The sequence below is a fragment of the Sporosarcina sp. Y838 genome (assembly GCF_056786515.1).
Map to the genome: position 1 here is coordinate 182828 of NZ_JBXCJD010000003.1, position 21919 is coordinate 204746.

Sequence of the window (21919 nt, forward strand, 5' to 3'; positions counted from 1 at the left end):
CACCCAATCCCCCTTTAATACAAAAAAAGCCTTCCATGAAAAGAAGACTTAACGATTTAAAATTCGTTCTTCTTCATCTCTCAGGACATTTCTCTCCTGCTGGAATTAGCACCTGACCATATTATGGCTGGTTGCTGAAGCGTCATTGGGCCAGTCCCTCGACTTCTCTCGATAAGAATTTAATATTCAGTTTTACTAACTATGATTATCCTATCGTTATAACTCGTATCAGTCAAGGACTTTTTCGTAAAATGCGAATATTCTTTTCCTTATTATTTTTATTTTTCTGATTTCAAAAAAATAAAAGCTGCTAACACAATTATATAATCATGTTAGCAGCTTTCACTCGTATTATATTATTGTATAGAGTGTTTTGTTAACCATTCTTCAATCAACGGAAACGTATTGTTAATGGCTCTTCTACCAGCAACAACTGAGACATGACCTGTATCCGTCAGATGGAAAGTCTTATCTCTACTTGAGATTTTAGCGTTTAATGGTTCTACTTGGTTAGGAGAAGCGATGACATCATGCTTTCCGGCAATATTTAATACATTTGCCGTAATCTTGCTTAACTCCACTTTCTGTCCTCTAATATAGAGTTCATCATTAATTAATTTATTCTCTTGATAAAACTCACCAATCCATTGCCTATAGGCTTCACCTGGAAACGGAATTCCGTCATTCAGCCATTTCTGCATCAACTTCCAATTGTTAACGAATTCCTCATTATCCGCGCGATCCGCCAGACTGATATAAGGACCATAAAAATTGGCTATCGGATTTAACAGCTTGTTGCCAAAATCAATCATATCATGAGGAATCAAACCAAGTGTGTCAACTAGTTTATTCAAGTTAAAATGACGTTTGTCTAACCAGCTCGTATATAAACCTGCATCCGAAAAATCAAAAGGGCTCGTCATGAAGATTAAATTACGAATTGGCAGTGTAGGATGGAGTGCCGTAAAAATAGAAGTCATCGTCCCACCCATACAATAACCGAGCAAACTGATTTCCTTGGCATCCGACGTTTTCAATACTTTCTTAACAGCGCGCGGAATATAATCTAAGATATAATCATCTAATTTCATATATCGATCTTCATAACCCGCAGTACCCCAATCCAGTAAATAAACATCGTGGCCTTTGTTTGTAAGATGTTCGATTAGACTATTGCCAGGCGTTAAATCCAATATATAAGGTTTATTGATCAATGCATAAACCATTAAAATAGGAACGCTATTTGTTTTCTTGACTGTTGATTGATAGCGATATAGTTTCGCTTTATTCTTTGTCCAGATAACTTCTTTAGGTGTTTGACCGACTTTTGGTTCCGGCTCATTTGTCAATACCGACGTCATCCGTTGAATTCGTTCAAAACCTACCTTCAAATCATCAGGCATTGTATCCATCCATTTGTCAGCATCTTTTATACTAGAATAACCCATTTTTTTCCTCCTATCAAAATTCAATCATTTATAAGGGCTTCCTTGCAGAAGACCCTTTCCATAAGTAAAAAATGGTAGGTTATTACATGTATAATCCGCCATTCACATTGATTGTTTGCCCCGTAATATACTTAGCTTGTGTAAGGAACAATACAGCTTCTGCAATCTCTTCCGTTTGGCCCAAACGTTGCATTGGAATTTTTGCAATAATACCCTCTTTTACATTTTCAGGCATTTCTCCAACCATTTCCGTTTCGATAAATCCAGGACAAACAGCATTGACAGTAATTCCACTTCTAGCTGTTTCTAATGCCAGTGATTTCGTTAAACCAATCAATCCCGCTTTTGATGCCGCATAGTTTGATTGACCGAATCCGCCAGCCTGTCCGATGATTGAGCTTATGTTAATGATTCGTCCAGACTTTTGCTCCAGCATATGATTAATTACTTCCGATGTTGTATAGAAAACACTGTTTAGATTGACATTGATTACCTCATTCCATTCCTCATTAGAAAGTTTACGGAATGTACGGTCTCTTGTAATACCTGCATTATTCACGAGAATGTCAATCTTCCCAAAACGATTGATAACTTCAGCCATGAAATTCTTTACATCGTCCGCTTTAGACACGTCAGACTGAATTGCACAAGAAATTCCACCTTGTTCTTCAATTTCCTTTACAACTGCTTCTGCACTATCAATTCTAGATTGGTAATTAATCGCAACAGATGCACCATTTTCAGCTAATACTTTAGCGATTGTAGCACCAATTCCGCGTGAACCCCCAGTTACTACTACCACTTTCCCCGCAAGTGGTTTGCCAATCGTACTTTTTTCAGTTACTTCGTTTATTTGTATAGTCATATTCCCACACACTTCCCATCACTCTATTTTTTACCCCTTAAATTGAACAAATCTACTATTACTTTTTCAACTCTTTCGGTGCGACCACCGTTTTTTCTTTCTCTATACCTTCAAGCACCTCAAGAACTTTATCCAGTTTTCTCTCCAAGTTTAGGACAGACCTTCTTAACTGACTAATTTCTTTTGTCGCATCTAATTTACCTAATTCTTCTTCGAATTTATCTTCAAGATTGTCAACTTTGCCTTCTAAATTAATGACGAGAGATGCAACATCCGCAAGTTCTGCTCGCGTAGGCATATTCATTTGTTTCAAATAAGACTCAGTCGCCTCATTTGAATACTCCTGAAATTGCAGGTAGTAGTTTAGGGTCTCTCCCATTCCTTCAGAGAAAGATTCCTTCTTCAACGATTCTTGGATTGCTTCGTTCCAGTTCGCCTCTGTTTGTTCGTAAATGTTTTTCCACATTTTAAACGGATCTAGTGGCAATGTTTGTGACAATAAACTTCATCTCCTTTTAAGTAATAAGCTCAGCAAGTACCAACTGACCCCCTGTACATAATTATACTGATTGACGATTTTTAAATGAATAATCAGAAAGGGCTATCTATTCTCACTTCTACTCGGTTATTCAACACAATTCGACATATAACGCGATAAGATAGGGTTTTATCACGTTCTTACAAAATGAAAGTTAAGCTCCGTTTCACTTCTTGACGACTTTACCAATGTATGAGTGTTGGCTCATACATATGCGTAAGACAATAATTTAGTTGAGATTTTTTTACTTCTATACAATAAACCAGAAATAACCAGTGAATATCTTAATCATACACTGGGCACTACGTGTATAAGCTTTTTTGGATCACTTTGGACTTAACGACTTCTAAATTATTTTCGAGCACTTCCGCTCTGTATAGAAGCTAATCTACTTGTTTCTTTCAGAGCAACTGTATTTTCACTAGAATATTGGAGGAATGCGACAGACGATTAATTACAACAGACTTACCCCTCCGTTAAAGTGTCATGATTAATTCGCCGAAAGCGGGCCGGAATTAGTACAGTGGAAATTGCATTCTTCAATCCCTACTTACCAAAGTTTTATATTAGTAAATTGTTAATTCAACTTTGTAATAACATTCTTTACGTACCCGATTTTATATTTTTCCAATATTCATGTTTGACAAAATAAACATATAGGTGTAAATTACATCTATAGACATTTACTGTGATTGGAGGTGATAAACGGTGGATTCAAATCAGGGGACATCCAAGAATGACAAAACTACCAATTTAGGAACTCCAAAAAACTTCCTAATTCCAATCATGCTATTACATCTACGCGATTGGAATTCACATGGCTATGAATTGATGCAAAAGATTACGCAATTCGGGTTCGATTCAGTTGATCAAGGGAACCTTTATCGGATTCTACGACAACTTGAAAAAGATGAGATGGTCACATCAGTTTGGGATACGACATCCGGTGGACCAGCAAAACGTATTTATTCGATTACAGCAGCCGGTGAGCAATATTTAGAGGTTTGGGCAGGTTCGCTTGGGCATTACCAAAAAATGCTAGATCAGTTTTTCACTTTATACAATCCATTTTTCACTCCTTTCATGTCGCCTTCGAAAGACACAGATAAGGAGAATTAAAAGAGGGTCCAATGCACATTCGTTGCATGCAACCATATAGGGTTCTATGTTTCACGTTTATACTAAAAAGGGGGAATTATTTATGACGAAGAAATTAACAGAAGCTCAAAATTCACTTGTTGCGGTAAATTCACTTAACGAGGTACAATCACCTAATGCTATCGATTCTATCTGGAATGGCTGGTTGAATAGTTTTAAAACACTTCAAGGATTCCAAACTGAAATTGATGAAAAGTCATTACAGGCAATCGATAGTCAAAAAGAAGTGTTAAATTCTACACGCGGAACACTGAGCAAGCTAGAAGAAGAGGCTAATAAGATAACTGCAGAAGTAAAAGAAAGTTTGCAAAATACTTTAAAAACGATTGAGATAAATCAAGTCGGATCACCTGTTTCCACTTGGATAAACCAAATTGAGGAGATTAACAATTCGGTTCAAGCTCTTTCTTGGAACCCTAGCAAGATCATGTTGGACTTTGTTTCGAAATCTCAAGACCAGTTGGAATCTAATGTGAAAGAAGCATTGAAGCAACAACAACAAGTGCGTTCTGAAGCATTGAAAACAGTTGAGAAATTAACTGAGCAAATAAAAGAATCGCAAAAAGGACTCCTACCATCTATTTAATATCCAAAAATTTGAACTACCTGCAACTGAAATTCAGGTTTACTAGGAGGAGTTAGGTAATGCCAACCTATGATGAATTAAAAATCGGTGATAAGGCAAACTTCTCCAAAACCATTTCTGAATCTGATATTTACCAATTTGCCGGAATTACAGGAGACTTCAATCCTTTGCATATTGACGATGAATATGCGAAAAAGACAGTCTTCAAAGAACGCATCGCACACGGCATTTTAACGGCTGGATTTATTTCATCAGTGCTAGCGATGAAATTACCGGGTCCAGACACCATTTACTTATCACAAAATCTTCAATTCAAAGCTCCCGTTAAAATTGGTGATACTGTCAATGCGGAAGTTGAAGTGTTAGAGAAGAGAGATTCAAAAAATATTATCAGACTTCGTACAATTGTAAAAAACCAACATGATGAAATTGTCATTGATGGTGAAGCCATCGTTATGAAGTGATATGCTATTTTGTCGAACAAAAGGACGCCATTCAAGGAACATGGCGTCCTGGCAGTTCAATCTCCCTCACTTTTTCGACTTGAAGCTATTGGTTCGAAGCAATACTAAGAGATAGTAGAACGTAAAACATACTGCCTAAGTATGTTTTACGTTCTATTTTTATTAGGTAAGCGCGTTTTGCTGCATGTATTTGGAAGATTGTTAAGTGTCCACTAGTTAACTACATTTTGATTAGCCCTATAATTTCCATACTTTTCCCCATGACCTTCAAGTATTCTTCGCCTTACTCACTTTAAGCTTCTTCCCTTTGATAGTTAACTCTTCCATTGCCAACAAGACAATTGAGCCTTTTCCATTATGAATATCGACATACGTCAAACTATCCTGAATGCTGATAATACCAATATCATCCGCTGTTACTCCAGGTATTTTCGCAATCGTTCCTACGAAATCCACAGCGCGAAGTTTCTTCTTTTTTCCACCGCTAAAATGAAGTTTCGTGATGCTTTTGTTTTTTGGTACTGTTTTTTGATTTGCGTGATTTGACGATAAAGCATTTTTTCTTGGTGCTACTTCACGTTGTTTCGGAACTATCATTCGTGGTATCTCAAAGCCAATATATTGTTCAATTACTGTTAGGAGTTTACCTTCATTAGGAGTTGCAAAGGTAATCGCTTTACCTTTCTTACCCGCACGACCGGTTCTGCCTGTTCGGTGAACATAGCTCTCTTTTTCCAAAGGGACATCGTAGTTGATCACAAGTGTTATATTATCTACATCGATTCCCCTTGCAGCTACGTCAGTCGCCACAAGATAACGGAAATTCCCCATTTTGAAGCCTTCCATCACCGAAAATCGATTTTCTTGTACGACTCCACCATGTATTTTTTCACAAGAATAGTTGGATTTCTCTAGTTCTGCAAACACCGTATCGACATGTTTTTTAGTTTTGCAAAAGATTATACAGCTAGCAGGATTTTCAACAAGTGTAACGTTTTTAAGCAATGCTATTTTCCCCGCTTCTTTCACTTCTATAACATGATGTTCAATCGTGCTAGTTGTAGTTCCTGCAGAAGCAATTTGAATGGTTTTAGGATTTTCCATATATTTATGGCAAAGATTTTCAACACCCTTAGGCAATGTAGCGGAAAATACCATCGTTACTCTATTTGAGGGGAGCCTATTCAATATTGTTTCTACCAAGTTGATAAAACCCATGGAAAGCATCTCATCGGCTTCGTCTATAATGAGATAGTTTATATCATTTAAGATTAATGTTTCTCTATTAATATGATCCAACACACGCCCAGGTGTACCGACGACGATATGTGTTTTTTGTTCTAGCTCTTCAGCCTGTATTGTAAATGATTCTTTGCCGTAAACTGCCAAAGATTTAATTCTTTTAAATCGTCCGATATCTGCTAAATCCTCGCGAACTTGAACAGCAAGTTCGCGAGTAGGTGTCAGAACTAATGCCTGCGGGTTTTCTCCTTCCCATTCAATCATTTCACAAAGTGGAATTCCAAAAGAAGCTGTCTTGCCACTACCCGTTTGAGACTTCACAACGAGATCCTGACTTTTCAATGCTTTTGGTATCACTTCACTTTGAACCTCTGTGGGGGCTTCGTATTTTAATAGAATCAGTGCTCTTTTTATTTCATCACTTAAGTTAAAATCTTCAAAACTAATTTCATTCATGTTAATAACCTCTTTTTATGATTTGACTTAACCTAATTATTCGTTTGTCCTTATCCATTGATTTCCACGGACCACTTCACGAAATGATGTAGCTAAATTCGAATTCCCTAGATAAAGGATTCGATTTCCTCTTCAATGGGTATTTTACAAGATGTGGTTTGTTTAATAGGAGGGAAATAGAAATATGTTTGGACTTGCAGATTTAGTCTCCTTAATTATATCAGGATTTATAATCTTACCGGTTGTTATATTTTTAAGGGAACTCGGTTACCTTATCGTTAGCGCTATTTTCAGGGTTAAGAACCCAAGACTGACGATTGGATCTGGCCCTCGGATTTTCAAGATAGGCGTTTTCGACGTACGCAAATATTATCATGTGTATAGTTGGTTTTCCTACGACTCGTTAAAAAAGAATAGTAAATTTGCATATATATGTATTTACGCAAGTCCGATTATATTCAATCTCGTACTTGCTGTCACTATCAATGCTCTTCTAGCTAACGGAATGCTTCAAGAATACAAAACTTTTTGGGATCGGTTTGTTTTCTATGCCTTCTATTATTTACTTTTTGACATTATTCCTATGATAACCGTAAATGGGAAGCCCAATAACGGAATGATCATTTATGAAATGCTGCGATATGGTAAACGTACCGACTACAATGATGAACCTTTTATTCCCGCGACAAGTGATGTAGAAGAGCAATATCAAATAGAAATGAAAAATAGACAGGAAACCGTTGAAAGAGGAAATTCAAGATTTAAAGAAGAAGGAAATGGATGAATGAATATAGCTGCTATTTATTATTAAGTTAAGGTACCATTCAACTTCAAACATAGGTTAGACAAACGAAACCTTCTCCATTCACTATTATTCTTGTCTATCTTTAAACCGTTTCCAAACAATAAGTGGGATTAACAACAATGCGAGATACATACCAAGCAAGCCTAAAACGGCATAGCTTGAGTTGGCTACAATAATACCTGACACTATACTTCCTGCTGTTCCAGCTAAAGCAACCCATACATCAACAGAACCTTGTGTTTTTGCACGTGTGTTCATATCCGTAGAATCGATGATGATCGCTGTTCCACTGATTAAGCCAAAATTCCAACCAAGGCCAAGCACTATCAATGCAATCGTCAACCAGACGAGGGAATCGCCAGGAGCAAAGGCTGCTATTAAGCCTGCAATTGATAACGTGACACCCGAAGCAATGACCATAACCGTACGGCCAACTTTATCGACTAATAGACCTGTACCAAGCGACGGCAAATACATCGCGGCAATATGTAGACTAATCACCATTCCAACGACTGTCAGTCCAGACCCATGATTTTGCATATGAATGGGTGTCATTGTCATAATCGCAACCATAACGAGATGAGACAAGACGAGAACCATTGTGCCGACAAAAATACCGATTCTGTTTATTTCACTTTGTCGTGTTTTATTTACTTCTGCGCTGTTTGATTTAATTTGTATTTCCTGCATTACAGCAATTGCTCTTGCAACCAAAAATGGATCAGGACGCAAATAGAGAAACAATGTTATTCCAGCTACCCAGTACGCAGCCGCTGCTAATATAAACGGCCCTGCTAAAGCTGGTATACCTAGCGTCATTGCAAAGTTCCCCATCGGTGTCACTAAATTCGGACCTGCCACTGCACCAATAGTCGTTGAAACCATTGCGATACTAATGGCGGTCCCACGTTGCTTATCACTTGCCAAGTCTGTTCCTGCATAACGCGCCTGTAAATTCGTTGATGTTCCTGCTCCATAGATGAACAACGAAATGAACAATAATAACACATTGTCATTTGTTGTAGCGAGTATGACACCCATTGCCCCGATCCCACCTGTGATGAACCCAAGTGACAATCCATATCGACGACCGAATCGCTGTGAAATTCTGCCCACTAAGAATGCAGCAAGCGCTGAACCTAGCGTAAACAAGGCAGCCGGCAATCCCGCAAAGCTTGCGGTGCCTAACATATCCCTGGCAATGAGTGCGCCCACAGTAATACCAGCTGCAAGTCCCGCCCCACCAAATATTTTTGAGACATCACGACAACGATTAATGACCGCTTATAGAGCTTTTGTTGTGCTTCAATTGATTTTACATAGTTTGCTAGCTTTAACGAGTCTTTTTTTCTCATTTGGAAATGCCTCCTCTTCCAACTCAAAGAAATCATTACGACCAAACTTAAGGCTTGTCAACTAACATACTATCCGTGCCTATATTTTAACACTCCCAACACCCGTTAGGAACTTGTCTAACAAATTACCTATTTACAGTTCAGGCATATATTCTTCAAAACTGAATCTAACACTTGATTTCCCCTACAAATAAACCTCTGCACTTCTTGCAAAATTGATACTTTTAAATAGTTCAAACCCTTGCTAATAAAGATAAAAGTACAACATTAAAACTCTATTCTAATTTGTAATAGAATAGAGTTTTCACCACTTCTTATTAAACTGATAAATCTTCTTACAACAACGTTTGTTCTTGCAGCTTTGAGGAAAGATATTTACGCGCTTCGGCGGTAAGAATCTGCAAACAGACTTCTTCTTCCTGTCTTTCAAACTCGACAAACATCCCGCTTAAATTTTCATACACATAATGGACTTTAAAGCCCCTGTCTAAATAGTCATCTACTTGTTTCATTTCATCCATGCTTAGTAAATGATCCGACATACACATACCTCGCTTTTCTATTTAGCACTTTTTTCTTCGATTTTTTGCACGGCGATATCGTCCCAATCGTGACCAACTGTAATACCTAAATACTTGGCGTCACTAGGATCGTCTAGTTCGGCTTGCGGGTACTTTTTGAACCACCAATATTTCGCCAAGACATAATACACAAGTGCCCCCACGATAAAGCCCACTAAAGAAGAATACGTTAGGAACATATTCGCTACGACACCACCAATCACCCAAGCGATTAACCCCGCTAAGTTAAAGCCATTCATATATTTATATTGACCGTCTAACTCGTACAGATCTTTTACGTTCACACGACGTTTACGGATTAAATAATAATCGGCGAATAATATCCCCACTATTGCTGTTAAAATACCGCCAATGATTAATAGCGCATTCACTAAGACGTCAAATAAGCTCCAAGGTTGTGCCAAAGTCCCAATAACCCCTGTGACAATAACCCCGACCCAGAACGGCACTTTTGGTCCACCAATGTTCGAGAAAATCGTTGCCGCAGGAATAACGTTTGCAGATGTATTTGTCGACCATTGCGCTAACACAATCATCAGCAATAAAATTCCTAACACAAATCCACTTGCACTTTGCTGCAAGGCATTTATCGGATCAGCAGATGCCACGGCCATATAACACACTGCACCTATGGCTACGATAAATGTATTCGTAATCGGCATTACGATTAAAGAGCCTACTAACTGTGTTTTATTGCGCTTGAACCAATTGCGTTCATTTTTTGGCGCTTTAAAGAAACGTGATAGTGATGGCATATCAGCTGCTAACGTTGCCCAGAATCCCATGTTCGCCATAATCAAGACCATGAATGCTGTAAAAGCTGCCATCCCTGTCGTCGGCGATTCCACCCAAGTCCACACGTCTTTCCCTGAAGCCGTTGCGTGATCGGCAAGCGTAATGTACATCCAGCACGATATTAAAATAATAATCGGCGCCGCAAAATCCGCAAAGCGCTCAATGGATTTAATGCCGAGCGATGTGTTAAATAACTGTAATGCCGCAAAAACAAGGAAACATAAAAACCAATTATTAAAGCCGAATAATAAATTCAAAATCCCATTGATGGCCATTGCGCCAAAATAGGTGTTAATACCGAACCAACAAGCAGCCGTCACCCCACGAACGAGCGATGGTAAATGCGTGCCAATTGTACCGAATGGGGCACGCATATAAACCGGGAAGGACAAGCCATGTTCAATACCAATATCACCAATTAACGTCATAAATACGCCGATTAATACGGAACCTATCATTGTCGCTAAAATTACCATCGGCAATGACAAACTCATTATACCTGTTCCGCCAATTGCAAAGGCGGCTAAAACGATGGCCATTCCTACCCAAATCACTGAAAAACCAAACGTCCCGATATTTCTTTTTTGATGTGTCACTGGAAGTAAATCTGGTGATTTTAAATAATTCCCACCATTCGCCATTCATGCCTCTCCCTTATATTAGATTTCCAGTTAACAAAGAAAAGCGGAAGGCGCTGTTTAAGACGCGACAGGCATAAGTCGATTCAGCGACGTGGCGGTCTTTGCCACATAGCTGGATTGCTTATGACCCGAGCGGCTTGCGCCTGGAGTCTAGACACTGCCCCAAGTCTAAAAGTGTTTACTTTCTTATCTTTAAACAAACTATTGACCTCTTTTTATACTCCTGGGATTAGTATCCTAGATGAGACCCTCGGTAATCCACCCTACTTTCTTCATCTTGCAAAATTGCTAATAAGTGATTGACGTTCGTTCCAAGTCATTGGCGTAATAGAGGACTTTCTTTCGACCATCGAAATTGCACCGTCTACTGGGCACACAATCGCACATAAATTACAGCCTACACAATCTTGTTCACGTACCTTGAGCATCGGACGACCACTCTCTGTGTACAGGTCAATACATTGATGTGACGTATCTTCACACGCAATATGGCATTTATTGCAATTAATACAAACATCATTATTAATTTCTGCAACAACTTTGTAGTTTAAATCTAAGTCACCCCAGTCAGAATAACGTTGGACCGACTGACCGACTATACCCATGACCGAGGCAATTCCTTTGTCATCCAGATAATTATTAAGTCCGTCAATCATATCTTCGACAATGCTAAATCCGTGGTGCATTGCTGCTGTACAAACTTGTACGCCTGTTGCACCCATCAGCATAAATTCCGCAGCATCCTGCCAGTTTGAAATCCCACCAATGCCTGAAATTGGTACATTAACGAAAGGATTTCGTGCACATTCTGCGACCATATTTAGTGCAATTGGCTTGACAGCAGGCCCACAATATCCGCCATGTGCCCCTTTCCCACCAACATGCGGCACCGTATTCCATGAATCTAAATCGACACCTGCTAAGCTGTTAATTGTATTAATCATACTAACGGCATCTGCTCCGCCACGCACTGCCGCTTCTGCCGTCATCGTAATATCCGTAATATTTGGCGTTAGCTTGACGATAACTGGTGTACGTGCAACTTCCTTCACCCAGTGCGTTTGCTTTTCAACCAATTCAGGGACTTGACCAGAGGCAGACCCCATTCCTCGTTCTGCCATTCCATGTGGACAACCAAAATTAAGCTCAAGACCATCAACCCCCACAGCTTCTACTTTTTTGACAATCTCATGCCATTTTTCCTGCTGCGGCTCTACCATTAATGAAGCGATAATGGCATGATTAGGAAACCTCTTTTTCGTTTCAAGAATTTCCTGTAGATTAACCTCTAACGGACGATCCGTAATGAGCTCAATATTATTAAAGCCCGCTACTCTCTGTCCGTTAAAGCTGACAGCCGCAAAGCGCGATGAAACATTTAAAATTGGTTCGCCCAATGTTTTCCAAACTGCGCCACCCCAGCCCGCTTCAAATGCACGTTGCACTTGATAGCCCGAATTAGTTGGTGGTGCCGATGCTAACCAAAATGGATTCGGTGATTTAATCCCCGCAAAGTCAATTCGTAAGTCTGCCATGCTACATTCCCCCTATGCGATCTCGCTCGGTTTTCTTAAACGCTCATGAATGATGTAAGCAGCATCTTTACCTTGCTGCGCAGCTGTTACCACCATTGCTTCCCCTTGACCATTGCCGAACACGACATCTCCACAGGCAAACACTTTGTCATTCGATGTTTGCATAGTTGTTTCGTCAATATCTACTACTCCGTTCGTATGCTGCAATCCAAAAGTTTCAATGAGCGAGACAAAGCGCGTTTGTCCAATTGCTTTAATGACCGCGTCCACCTCTATAACAAACTCAGATCCTTTAATGACTTCAGGTCGTTGTCTGCCGTCTGCATCCGCCACTCCAAGCTTCATCTTGACACATTCAAGTCCAACTACTTTCCCTGCCTTATCACCGATAATTTGTTGCGGCGCTGTCAGCCATTTAAATCCAATGCCATCTTGCTTGGCAAATTCATATTCAAATTGGTAGGCAGTCATCTCTTTTTCTGTTCTTCTATAAAGAATGTCCACTTGCTCCGCACCTAGTCGCACAGCACATGTTGCACCATCGATAGCTGTATTACCAGCACCAATAACCGCAACACGTTTACCGACTAAGTCTTCTGTCAGTGCGCCCATTTTAGTGTGCTTTACAAAGTCAATGGCATCATGAACGCCATCTAGTTCCTCACCTTTAATGCCGAGATTAGGCACGGCCCCCATACCAACCGCTAAAATAACGCTGTCAAATTGCGCTAAAATTTCCTCAGCAGCAATATCCACGCCTACTGTTGTGTTTGTTTTAATGTCCACACCAAGCTTTACAACTTGCGCCACTTCCCAATCCACGACATCATTCGGTAACCGAAATGACACGATGCCGTAGCTGCCCAAACCGCCCGCCTTTGCTTCTGCTTCAAATATTGTGACACTGTAGCCGAAGCGACTAAGCTCACGCGCTGCCGATAAGCCAGCTGGACCAGCTCCAACAATTGCTACCTTTTGTCCATTTTTTTGACCTTTCTCAAATAGCTCGACGTCTGATTCCATCGCCCAATCTGTTGCATAACGTTGCAAGTGCCCGATTTTAATAGGCTTTGTTGAGGAATTTAACACACATGCCCCTTCACATAATTCCTCGGTCGGACATACTCGCGCACAACTTGCACCAACCGGATTGGCCTCCATAATCGTCATAGCTGAACCTTTCATATTATTAGAAGCAATTTTTTTAATGAAATTCGGAATTTGAATACTTGTCGGACAAGCTGTAATGCAAGGTGCGTCATAGCAGTACAGACAGCGATTAGCTTCTTCTAGTGCTTCATTTTTAGTCATCCTGCTATTCATTTCCACAAAATTTCGTTCGAGTTGCGAACTCACTGAAATATTCCCCCTCATGGATTGATGTTACTTGTTGATTGTTTGTGCAGTCGTCGGCTGAAGTGCACGCTTAATATATTGGCCACTGCCGAATGCTCCTACAAATCGTTTGTTTTTAATGACGTATTCACCACGCACAAGTACACTGATAGGCTCTCCTGTCACTTCCCAGCCCTCATATGGGTTGTAGTCGACATTCATATGGTGAGTGTTCGCCGAAATTTCACGTTTTACTGTCGGATCAAAAATGACGATATCCGCGTCAGAACCAATAGCAATCGTTCCTTTTCGTGGATATAAGCCGAAAATTTTTGCGGCACTTGTCGAAATCATATCGACAAAGTCATTGATGGAAATTCGTCCTTTCGCCACACCTTCAGAAAACAAAATGCTGAAACGATCTTCGATAAACGGTCCACCATTTGGAATTTTAGAAAAGTCGTTTAACCCTAATTGCTTCTTCCCGTTAAAGCTAAATGAACATTGGTCCGAGCCAATTGTTTGCAGTTGTTTGGCTTTTAGCGCATTCCACAAATGCTCTTGATGAAATTTCGGACGAAGTGGTGGTGACCAAACATATTTAGCCCCCTCAAAGCCTGGCTGTGCTAACGCTGACTGATCGAGCGTTAAATATGGTGGACATGTTTCCCCGTAGACGTCATAGCCCTTTTCACGCGCTGCTATAATTTCATCTAGTGCCTCTTTACACGTCACATGTACAACATAAAGCTTAGCTCCTGCTATATGCGCTAGTTCAATGGCCCGTTTCGTCGCCTCACCCTCTAATTCTGCGGGACGCGTCAGTGCGTGATAAATTGGCGCAGTCTGACCAGCTTTCTTCGCCTCCTCTACTAATTCGTCGATGACCGAGCCATTTTCACAGTGCACCATGACAACTGCGCCCATGTCTCTTGCGATTTTAAAGGCTTTGAACAGCGTACGGTCTGAAGCCTGGAATTCTTTCGCGTATGCCATGAACACCTTGACAGACGTTATCCCTTCCTGCTCTAGTATCAACGGTAATTCGGCCTCTGTTTCGGGCGTTAATTCACCAATCATTAAATGGAAACCGTAATCAATGGCTGAATTGCCATTTGCTTTTACATGCCACTTTTCCACAGCCGTCGCAAGTTTTTCTTCACCCGCAGATAAGCAAAAATCCAAAATAGTCGTCGTCCCACCGAATGCAGCCGCGATTGTACCTGACTTCCAATCATCGTCTGTCACCGTATTGTTGAACGGCATGTCCAAATGCGTATGCGGATCAATTCCCCCAGGCATCACGTATTTTCCCGTTGCATCTACAACTTCCGCTTCATCAGATGATAAATTTTTTCCGATTTGAACAATTTCCCCATTCTCTATTAATATATCTGCCTCATACATATCTGTTGCTGTCACAATGAGTCCACCTGTAATCACTTTTTTCACACTACCCTCACCTTTCAATTAATGAATGTAAAATTTATCACCATCTGTTAATATTCTGGGCCATCACCATGCCGGATAGGCTGATTTTCCCCCATGCTAAACTTCTTTTGTAGTGTCAACACGGTTTCCAGTAACACGTCTGCCCCTTTTGCACAGTCTTCAATTGTCGTTTCTTCCTCCTCACAATGACTTTTCCCCTTGATACTTGGAACAAAGATTATTGCCGAAGGGATAAAGCTCGCGATATATTGTGCATCGTGTCCCGCACCGCTGAACATTCGATGGGAGGAATAACCAAAGTCATGAGATGAGTTTTCCACTTCATTGCAAATAGCTGCATCAAAAAATACCGTCTCTCGCCCCCATAGCTTGACCGAGCGAATATGGCAACCGTTTTCCTCTGAAACTAATCCTGTCAATAGCTTCTCCACTTGGCGCATCACTGCTGGATTTTGATGACGCGAATCTAGGGTAAACACTACTTCGTTCGGAATGACTGTATGGATATTAGGTGCTACGTGCATACGTCCAAATGTGAACACAAGCTCTTCATCGATTTTGCCCAGCTGCTCATGCAAAGACGAAATTATACGAGACGCCACAATCATCGGATCTTTACGCATAGACATCGGAGTTGTTCCAGCGTGATTTGATTCACCTGTTACGGTAATTTCATAGCACACCATGCCTAAAACGCCTTCGACCACACCAATTTCACATTGCTTTGCTGCCAATACCGGTCCTTGTTCAATATGCAGTTCAATATAAGCAAGGGCTTCTGTTAAGCGATTTCCTGTCTCCCCCGCGTAACCACTTGCCTGTAATGCTTCTTGAAAAGTAATGCCATTTTTATCGAAAGACTGCAACATTTTTTCTCTATCGAATTTTGAAGCAATGACACCGGAACTCATCATAGCCGGATCGAAGCGCGCACCTTCTTCATTCGTAAAATTCACAAGCATTAATGGAACCTCGAGCACAATGTCGTTTTCCTTTAACGTTCGTATCGCCTCTATTGCTGTTAAAATACCTAAGACACCATCAAACTTGCCACCTTTTTCAACCGAATCTAAATGTGATCCCATTACGATTGGCGGGCAATCTTTTTTTCCTGGTAGAATCGCATAGATATTTGCCATATCATCTACTTGAATATCCATGCCTAACTCAATGCAAATTTCACAAAAATAGTCTCTCGCTAATACATCCTCTTTTGAAAGGGACAAACGAGTTACGCCCCCATTGGCAGTTGCGCCAAATTGACTGAACTGTTCTATTAACCCCTGCAATCGATTACTATTACATTTATACATATGCAAGTCCTCTCTTTCATAGTTATTAAAAAGTGGTTGTTTATGAAAATGATAAAATAGAAGGCATTTGGTAGATTAAAGAAATTGCTATTAGATATGGACGCCACCAACCAGGCAATATGTATATGGCCTTTTTAATAGCAAATGTGTTAACACATCAATAAATATGCGTAATAGAAGGAAGTTATGATTGGGTTTCCACTCCCTTTAGTAGATGTATGAGGTTTCTTACCAACAGGTGTGCCTATGGGTAAAGAAGTTTGTAGTAGTCCATTATGTAAGTAATACTATGATAAATAATCGTGGACTTTCAGAAATGAAAAAACGGCTTAAGCCCTTAAGAATACAGGGCTCAAGCCGTTAAATTCACTTTTATTATTTACCCTATCAACTTGACAGGGAACGTTCACTCCGTGAGAAGTAAGCGAATCATTAAAACATTTTGGTCGTCCAATTTTCACCGTTCCAAACGTCCGTCACAACGCCCTCATAAAATTCAGGTTCGTGGGAAATAAGAAGGATGCTTCCTTTGTATTCCTTCAGGGCGCGTCTCAATTCCTCTTTCGCTTCATGGTCAAGGTGATTCGTCGGTTCATCGAGGACTAGCAAATTCGTCTCCCGATTAATTAATTTACATAGTCGTACTTTCGCACGCTCTCCGCCGCTTAACACTTTCACCTTGCTTTCAATGTGTTTCGTTGTCAATCCGCATCGAGCCAACGCCGACCGAACTTCATATTGTGTGAAATGTGGGAATTCCGCCCATACCTCTTCCAAACATGTATTGTTGTTTTCTGTTTTTGCTTCCTGTTCAAAATACCCAATTTCCAAATGCTCTCCACGTTCAACAAAACCTGAAAGTGCAGGGATTTCTCCAAGAATACTTTTTAATAACGTTGTTTTCCCAATCCCATTTGCACCAGACAAAGCAATTTTCTGCCCACGTTCCATCGTTAGATTCAGTTCCTGTGACAACGGTTCCTCATATCCAATGACGAGTTCCTTTGTTTCAAACAGGAACCTTCCAGGCGTCCGTGCTAGTTTGAAGCTAAATTGCGGCTTCGGCTTTTCCGCGTCCAATTCGATGACATCCATTTTGTCCAATTTCTTCTGGCGCGACATGGCCATTCTACTTGTCGCCGCATTCGCCTTGTTACGGGCCACGAAGTCCTTGAGATGCGCAATTTCTTTCTGTTGTTTCTTAAAGGCGGATTCCACTTGCTGTTTCTTCATCTCATGCACACGTAAAAACTCATCATAATCGCCCGAATACCGGGTGATCTGTTGGTTTTCCATATGGTAAATCAGCTGAATAACACTATTCAAAAACGGAAGATCATGGGATATCAAAATGAACGCATTCGCGTAGTTCTGTAAATAACTGCGAAGCCAATCGATATGCTCTATGTCTAAATAGTTTGTCGGCTCATCTAAAAGAAGGATGTCCGGTTTTTCCAGCAACAACTTGCCGAGAAGAACCTTCGTCCGCTGCCCCCCGCTCAAATCATGAACGTCCGTATCCAGACCGAATTCATCAAGTCCGAGTCCATTCGCCACTTCTTCCACTTTAGAATCAATTATGTAGAAATCATTGTGTGACAGCTCTTCCTGTATTTCACCTGTCGTTTCCAGAAGCGCTTCCAGTTCATCCGCATCAACCTCGCCCATTTTGGCAAAGAGCGCGTTCATTTCCGTTTCTTGATCATAAAGATATTGAAAGGCGGTTCGCAGTACATCGCGGATGCTCAAACCCTGTTTCAACGCGACGTGCTGATCCAAATAACCGACACGCACCCGTTTCGCCCAACTCACCGTTCCCGCATCAGGCTCCAGCTTGCGCGTGATGATATTCATGAATGTGGACTTCCCTTCACCATTTGCACCAATCAACCCAATATGTTCTCCTTGCAATAGACGAAAAGAGACGTCTTCAAAAATGGCACGATCCCCGAAGCCATGGCTTAAATTTGTTACAGTCAATAAACTCATATGTATTACACCTTTTCTTTCACTAAGTATGGTTCTACCTTTCCAACACTTTCTTCAACTAAGAAATGCCGAATTCTCTCCATTATATAGGGATTTCGCCGATGAGGAAAGGGTTTATAGGAATAACGGCACAATAAATAACCATGAAAGAGAAACAATTTCACGATTGATTTTTACACTGTACTTGGAAATCCGAAACATATATTTTTCCAGATATTACTTTTGTAAAAATATAACGGATTGGACAAATCATTCTCTTGAAGCATCCATGTCAATATCATCTACTCTATAGGGAGTCTAGCTTCGTTTCCTTACAAATGCGCTGGTGTTCCACATTATCCTGAGATACGGTTCAATACTTCCAACGACGTCAAAACATGTTTTAAAAAATCTGCAATATCGCCCATATGGTCCTCATTCATTTTAGACTTGAATTTCACTTCAATACTGTCCAGGTAACTTGCCGTTTCTTGTTCAAACACGAAACTCAATGTTTGAGTTACCTGGATTTCAGTTTCCCAAATAGTCGTTAGCGCATGCTCAATCTGTTTACACTCTAAGGATACATGTTGTACGCGTTTGTTAAATCGTAGAGACAAGGAACAACCAAGTTTTTCCCCGGGGAGTTCTAATATCTCACCTGCTAAATCTTTTACTGATGCTTTTAATACAATCTCCACTGTTACGGCCGGTTGATTGACTAGTGTGAATTGAATAGCGAAATCTCTTGCAAGCACGGAAAAATCCATTCGATCTATCCGGTTTGTGATTGTTATTTTTTGATCTATATTATCTAAATCATACACATGATTTTCAAATGCCACTTTCAAGTTTTCAAAAATTGTTGGATCATACACATGAAGTCCTCCAAAAAACATTATCTATCAGGTCAGGAACCACCTTTATTTCCTTCATCATTTTACTACAAATTCATTTCAAATAAAATAATCCACCATTGATAATTTCAACTTTTATTCTCGCTTCGTATTGTTGATCCATAGCTTCTTTCTCTGTCTCGTAACAATCCGGTTTGTTTTCTATCCCTTCATAGAAGTATTCCAAGACTTCTCTATCCTTTTGCCATCTCATTTTTGCTTCTTCAGCCCATGTGTGATCATCTGTTTGGATGGCATTTTCAATTACCGCGTCCAACCGTTCCAGGGCACGAATCGGCTTTATAATGTACGGTAAATTAAATGTATTTCCTGACATGCTTGAATCCAATTCCACTTCACTTAACGATTCCTGAAAACCTTCTTTAAGGATACCTGTCATTAAGTTAATGCCTAACGAATAAAGAATCTCTTTCGTTTGATCACTGTAATACGATACTTTATAATTAACCCCTAACCATGGTGTTAATACGGTTTGCGCTTCATCATTCTCTGATACCTTTTCATACATCTGCACAAACGAGCCAAGCTCTTTCGTTGCTTGGAACAATTGATTGAGTCGAGGGGAGCCGAAGTGGATGACTTCCCCATTTACATCTTCAACAACTTTATTTCTATCAGTAATAAATGTTAGTCGTGCTGGATCTGGTACGCCATCCGTACTTTCTAGGTATTTCCAGTAAAATGGACGGTTCATAATTTTTTTATCCATTTCAATTGTTAATTGTACGCTGATGTAGTGATCATGGTCGCTTACTATTTGACAATTGTTTTCTCTAAAAAATTGTCGCAAATACCCGTGAATTTGTTGTGGATACATGTCCTTCCTCCCTCTCTGCCTTCATTTCAAATGGTCTTTTTGAAAGGAGTTAAAATATCATCTAACTCACCCACCACTTTTTCAAAGACCCCAATTTTAACGTAGAGCAGGTCCAATATATGGTCTTCAATTGTATTTTGAATGGCTAAATTGTAAATATGCACGTCATGCTCTTGCCCCAACCGATGGACACGTCCAATTCGTTGCTCCAACTTCATGGGGTTCCAAGGTAAATCATAGTTTATGACATGGTGACAAAACTGCAGATTTATCCCTTCACTACCCGATTCCGTCGCAATCAGTACTTGCGCTTTTTCCTTAAAGAGTTGTTTCATCCATTCTCGTTTACTCTTGCTGAACTTTCCGTTAAATGGGACGCTAGTGATTCCTTTTGATTGTAAATACCACTGCAAATAGGTTTGACTACCGCGATATTCGGTAAAGAGTATAACCTTACCATCTGCCTCTGAAATAATTTCATAAGCCTTTTCCGCTTTTGAGTTCATTTCCAGTGCCATTAATTTTTGAATAATGCTTTCCAGATAAGAAATATCTTCCGGTCGAGTGCATTTTTCAAGCATTTTAGTTAAGGTTAAAGCTGTAGCTTCCTTACTGCTGCACATTTCTCTTTGTAGAGTAAGCATGGAGAAAGCATCCGAAAAATCAGGGGAAACATTTTTCAGTTCTGAAATCAGGTTGTAGACTTCTTTTTCTTCTGTCGTAAAATCGATGGGTATGATTTGAACATGACGGTTTGTCCATTCGATTCCCGTATCCTGTCTCCTATTTCTCACCATCACTTGATTGACCAGTTTTTTTAAATATTCATCGTGTTCTACATTGTGTTTGCTTGCGGAAAACGCTGATTGAAACGTCTCATAATTACCTAGATGCCCTGGTTTTAATAATGATATGAGGTAAAACAGTTCAAAAACATCATTCTGAATTGGTGTGGCAGTTAATAACAAACAAAACTTTTTCTTTAAATTCTGCGCGAACTCGTAGTTTTTCGTTTTATGGTTTTTTAATTTATGCGCTTCATCAATTATAATCAAATCAAAATCTTGATCATAGATGGTTTCTTTGTGCGGACTTCTTTTTGCCATATCCATACTCATGACGACAATTGTCAGATGGGTCATGTCGTAATTTTTTTTATACTGCATGGCGGGAATATGAAATTTTTGATTCAATTCTTCAATCCACTGACCGACAAGTGATGCTGGAACCAAAATTAGCGCTTTCTTCACGAGACCTCTTATTAAATATTCTTTCAGGATCAAACCCGCTTCAATGGTTTTACCGAGCCCCACTTCATCCGCAAGAATCGCTTTTCCATTCATCCTTTCAATGACCGTTTCCGCCGCTTCCAATTGATGCGTAAGTGGCGTGAGATTGGGCAAATAGTTAGGGGATTGAAGTCCATGAAAATCAGTGATCAAATTCGTTTTTGCGATCTCATAACTCATTTTATACAATTTCCAGTTGTCCCACGTTTCCCGATTTTCCAAACGTTCAATAAATCCTTCTTTCCACGCAGATGACTTTTCCAAAATCATTTCCATCACCTCAATCCTTATTTTCTTTGTTCGTAGGTTGTCCAAAATTGAAGTTCCTATGATAATGGAATTGCAAGTGAAATGGATGC

18 protein-coding genes, 1 pseudogene and 1 riboswitch are annotated in these 21919 nt (G+C 40.0%); of the genes and pseudogenes, 4 read left to right on the top strand and 15 right to left on the bottom strand.

Annotated elements, in window-relative coordinates:
- Positions 1–70: 70 nt before the first annotated feature.
- A riboswitch (SAM riboswitch) is annotated at positions 71–178 on the bottom strand.
- A gap of 178 nt (positions 179–356) precedes the next feature.
- The 3 genes from phaC to AC1TO4_RS05645 all read right to left on the bottom strand — a co-directional run bounded on the left by phaC (position 357) and on the right by AC1TO4_RS05645 (position 2812).
- Positions 357–1448, bottom strand: a complete 1092-nt coding sequence (gene phaC / locus AC1TO4_RS05635; protein ID WP_482101969.1) for a class III poly(R)-hydroxyalkanoic acid synthase subunit PhaC — start codon at positions 1446–1448, stop codon at positions 357–359.
- Positions 1449–1530: 82 nt separating this feature from the next.
- Positions 1531–2313 carry a 3-oxoacyl-[acyl-carrier-protein] reductase gene (gene fabG / locus AC1TO4_RS05640; RefSeq protein ID WP_482101970.1) on the bottom strand — a complete coding sequence of 261 codons (783 nt, stop codon included), beginning with the start codon at positions 2311–2313 and terminating at the stop codon, positions 1531–1533.
- Positions 2314–2371: 58 nt separating this feature from the next.
- Positions 2372–2812, bottom strand: coding sequence for a polyhydroxyalkanoate biosynthesis repressor PhaR (locus AC1TO4_RS05645; protein WP_482101971.1), 441 nt, complete (start codon positions 2810–2812; stop codon positions 2372–2374).
- 747 nt (positions 2813–3559) lie between these two features.
- Here AC1TO4_RS05645 and phaQ point away from each other — a divergent pair.
- The 3 genes from phaQ to AC1TO4_RS05660 all read left to right on the top strand — a co-directional run bounded on the left by phaQ (position 3560) and on the right by AC1TO4_RS05660 (position 5059).
- Positions 3560–3970, top strand: a complete 411-nt coding sequence (phaQ, locus tag AC1TO4_RS05650; RefSeq protein ID WP_482101972.1) for a poly-beta-hydroxybutyrate-responsive repressor — start codon at positions 3560–3562, stop codon at positions 3968–3970.
- A gap of 82 nt (positions 3971–4052) precedes the next feature.
- On the top strand, positions 4053–4595 hold the full coding sequence (locus AC1TO4_RS05655) for a hypothetical protein (RefSeq protein WP_482104513.1): 543 nt from the start codon (positions 4053–4055) through the stop codon (positions 4593–4595).
- Positions 4596–4654: 59 nt separating this feature from the next.
- Positions 4655–5059 (top strand): MaoC family dehydratase, encoded by a 405-nt coding sequence (locus AC1TO4_RS05660; protein WP_482101974.1) that lies wholly within the window; start codon positions 4655–4657, stop codon positions 5057–5059.
- Positions 5060–5326: 267 nt separating this feature from the next.
- On the opposite strand, the gene AC1TO4_RS05665 is transcribed toward AC1TO4_RS05660, so the two are convergent.
- Positions 5327–6757, bottom strand: a complete 1431-nt coding sequence (locus AC1TO4_RS05665) for a DEAD/DEAH box helicase (RefSeq protein ID WP_482104514.1) — start codon at positions 6755–6757, stop codon at positions 5327–5329.
- Positions 6758–6941: 184 nt separating this feature from the next.
- Between AC1TO4_RS05665 and AC1TO4_RS05670 the strand changes: the two genes are divergently transcribed.
- On the top strand, positions 6942–7541 hold the full coding sequence (locus AC1TO4_RS05670; RefSeq protein WP_482104515.1) for a hypothetical protein: 600 nt from the start codon (positions 6942–6944) through the stop codon (positions 7539–7541).
- Positions 7542–7628: 87 nt separating this feature from the next.
- Here AC1TO4_RS05670 and AC1TO4_RS05675 read toward each other — a convergent pair.
- From AC1TO4_RS05675 to AC1TO4_RS05725, 11 genes and pseudogenes are all read right to left on the bottom strand, one after another.
- Positions 7629–8917 (bottom strand): annotated as a pseudogene (locus AC1TO4_RS05675) (MFS transporter).
- A 335-nt stretch (positions 8918–9252) separates the two neighbouring features.
- Positions 9253–9459: a hypothetical protein gene (locus tag AC1TO4_RS05680; RefSeq protein WP_482104516.1), complete on the bottom strand. Its 207-nt coding sequence runs from the start codon at positions 9457–9459 to the stop codon at positions 9253–9255.
- 17 nt (positions 9460–9476) lie between these two features.
- Positions 9477–10934, bottom strand: a complete 1458-nt coding sequence (locus AC1TO4_RS05685; protein WP_482104517.1) for an NCS1 family transporter — start codon at positions 10932–10934, stop codon at positions 9477–9479.
- Between the two features lie 272 nt (positions 10935–11206).
- Positions 11207–12469: an NAD-dependent dihydropyrimidine dehydrogenase subunit PreA gene (gene preA, locus AC1TO4_RS05690; RefSeq protein ID WP_482104518.1), complete on the bottom strand. Its 1263-nt coding sequence runs from the start codon at positions 12467–12469 to the stop codon at positions 11207–11209.
- 12 nt (positions 12470–12481) lie between these two features.
- Complete coding sequence (locus AC1TO4_RS05695; protein WP_482104519.1) at positions 12482–13843, bottom strand: NAD(P)-dependent oxidoreductase; 1362 nt, start codon at positions 13841–13843, stop codon at positions 12482–12484.
- Positions 13844–13852: 9 nt separating this feature from the next.
- On the bottom strand, positions 13853–15256 hold the full coding sequence (hydA, locus tag AC1TO4_RS05700; RefSeq protein ID WP_482104520.1) for a dihydropyrimidinase: 1404 nt from the start codon (positions 15254–15256) through the stop codon (positions 13853–13855).
- A gap of 47 nt (positions 15257–15303) precedes the next feature.
- Positions 15304–16569 carry an allantoate amidohydrolase gene (locus tag AC1TO4_RS05705; protein ID WP_482104521.1) on the bottom strand — a complete coding sequence of 422 codons (1266 nt, stop codon included), beginning with the start codon at positions 16567–16569 and terminating at the stop codon, positions 15304–15306.
- A 432-nt stretch (positions 16570–17001) separates the two neighbouring features.
- On the bottom strand, positions 17002–18558 hold the full coding sequence (locus AC1TO4_RS05710; protein WP_482104522.1) for an ABC-F family ATP-binding cassette domain-containing protein: 1557 nt from the start codon (positions 18556–18558) through the stop codon (positions 17002–17004).
- Positions 18559–18893: 335 nt separating this feature from the next.
- Positions 18894–19415 (bottom strand): hypothetical protein, encoded by a 522-nt coding sequence (locus AC1TO4_RS05715; RefSeq protein WP_482104523.1) that lies wholly within the window; start codon positions 19413–19415, stop codon positions 18894–18896.
- Between the two features lie 73 nt (positions 19416–19488).
- Positions 19489–20271 (bottom strand): YqhG family protein, encoded by a 783-nt coding sequence (locus AC1TO4_RS05720; RefSeq protein WP_482104524.1) that lies wholly within the window; start codon positions 20269–20271, stop codon positions 19489–19491.
- A gap of 26 nt (positions 20272–20297) precedes the next feature.
- Positions 20298–21836, bottom strand: coding sequence for a DEAD/DEAH box helicase (locus AC1TO4_RS05725; protein ID WP_482104525.1), 1539 nt, complete (start codon positions 21834–21836; stop codon positions 20298–20300).
- Positions 21837–21919: the final 83 nt, after the last annotated feature.

What these genes read in the sequence shown, in the direction of transcription:
- AC1TO4_RS05685 (WP_482104517.1), bottom strand. Translation starts at nt 10,934, where the DNA reads ATGGCGAATGGTGGGAATTATTTAAAATCACCAGATTTACTTCCAGTG.
- AC1TO4_RS05670 (WP_482104515.1), top strand. Translation starts at nt 6,942, where the DNA reads ATGTTTGGACTTGCAGATTTAGTCTCCTTAATTATATCAGGATTTATA.
- AC1TO4_RS05680 (WP_482104516.1), bottom strand. Translation starts at nt 9,459, where the DNA reads ATGTCGGATCATTTACTAAGCATGGATGAAATGAAACAAGTAGATGAC.
- preA (WP_482104518.1), bottom strand. Translation starts at nt 12,469, where the DNA reads ATGGCAGACTTACGAATTGACTTTGCGGGGATTAAATCACCGAATCCA.
- AC1TO4_RS05665 (WP_482104514.1), bottom strand. Translation starts at nt 6,757, where the DNA reads ATGAATGAAATTAGTTTTGAAGATTTTAACTTAAGTGATGAAATAAAA.
- phaC (WP_482101969.1), bottom strand. Translation starts at nt 1,448, where the DNA reads ATGGGTTATTCTAGTATAAAAGATGCTGACAAATGGATGGATACAATG.
- AC1TO4_RS05660 (WP_482101974.1), top strand. Translation starts at nt 4,655, where the DNA reads ATGCCAACCTATGATGAATTAAAAATCGGTGATAAGGCAAACTTCTCC.
- AC1TO4_RS05705 (WP_482104521.1), bottom strand. Translation starts at nt 16,569, where the DNA reads ATGTATAAATGTAATAGTAATCGATTGCAGGGGTTAATAGAACAGTTC.
- AC1TO4_RS05655 (WP_482104513.1), top strand. Translation starts at nt 4,053, where the DNA reads ATGACGAAGAAATTAACAGAAGCTCAAAATTCACTTGTTGCGGTAAAT.
- AC1TO4_RS05710 (WP_482104522.1), bottom strand. Translation starts at nt 18,558, where the DNA reads ATGAGTTTATTGACTGTAACAAATTTAAGCCATGGCTTCGGGGATCGT.
- AC1TO4_RS05695 (WP_482104519.1), bottom strand. Translation starts at nt 13,843, where the DNA reads ATGAGGGGGAATATTTCAGTGAGTTCGCAACTCGAACGAAATTTTGTG.
- AC1TO4_RS05720 (WP_482104524.1), bottom strand. Translation starts at nt 20,271, where the DNA reads ATGTATCCACAACAAATTCACGGGTATTTGCGACAATTTTTTAGAGAA.
- AC1TO4_RS05725 (WP_482104525.1), bottom strand. Translation starts at nt 21,836, where the DNA reads ATGGAAATGATTTTGGAAAAGTCATCTGCGTGGAAAGAAGGATTTATT.
- fabG (WP_482101970.1), bottom strand. Translation starts at nt 2,313, where the DNA reads ATGACTATACAAATAAACGAAGTAACTGAAAAAAGTACGATTGGCAAA.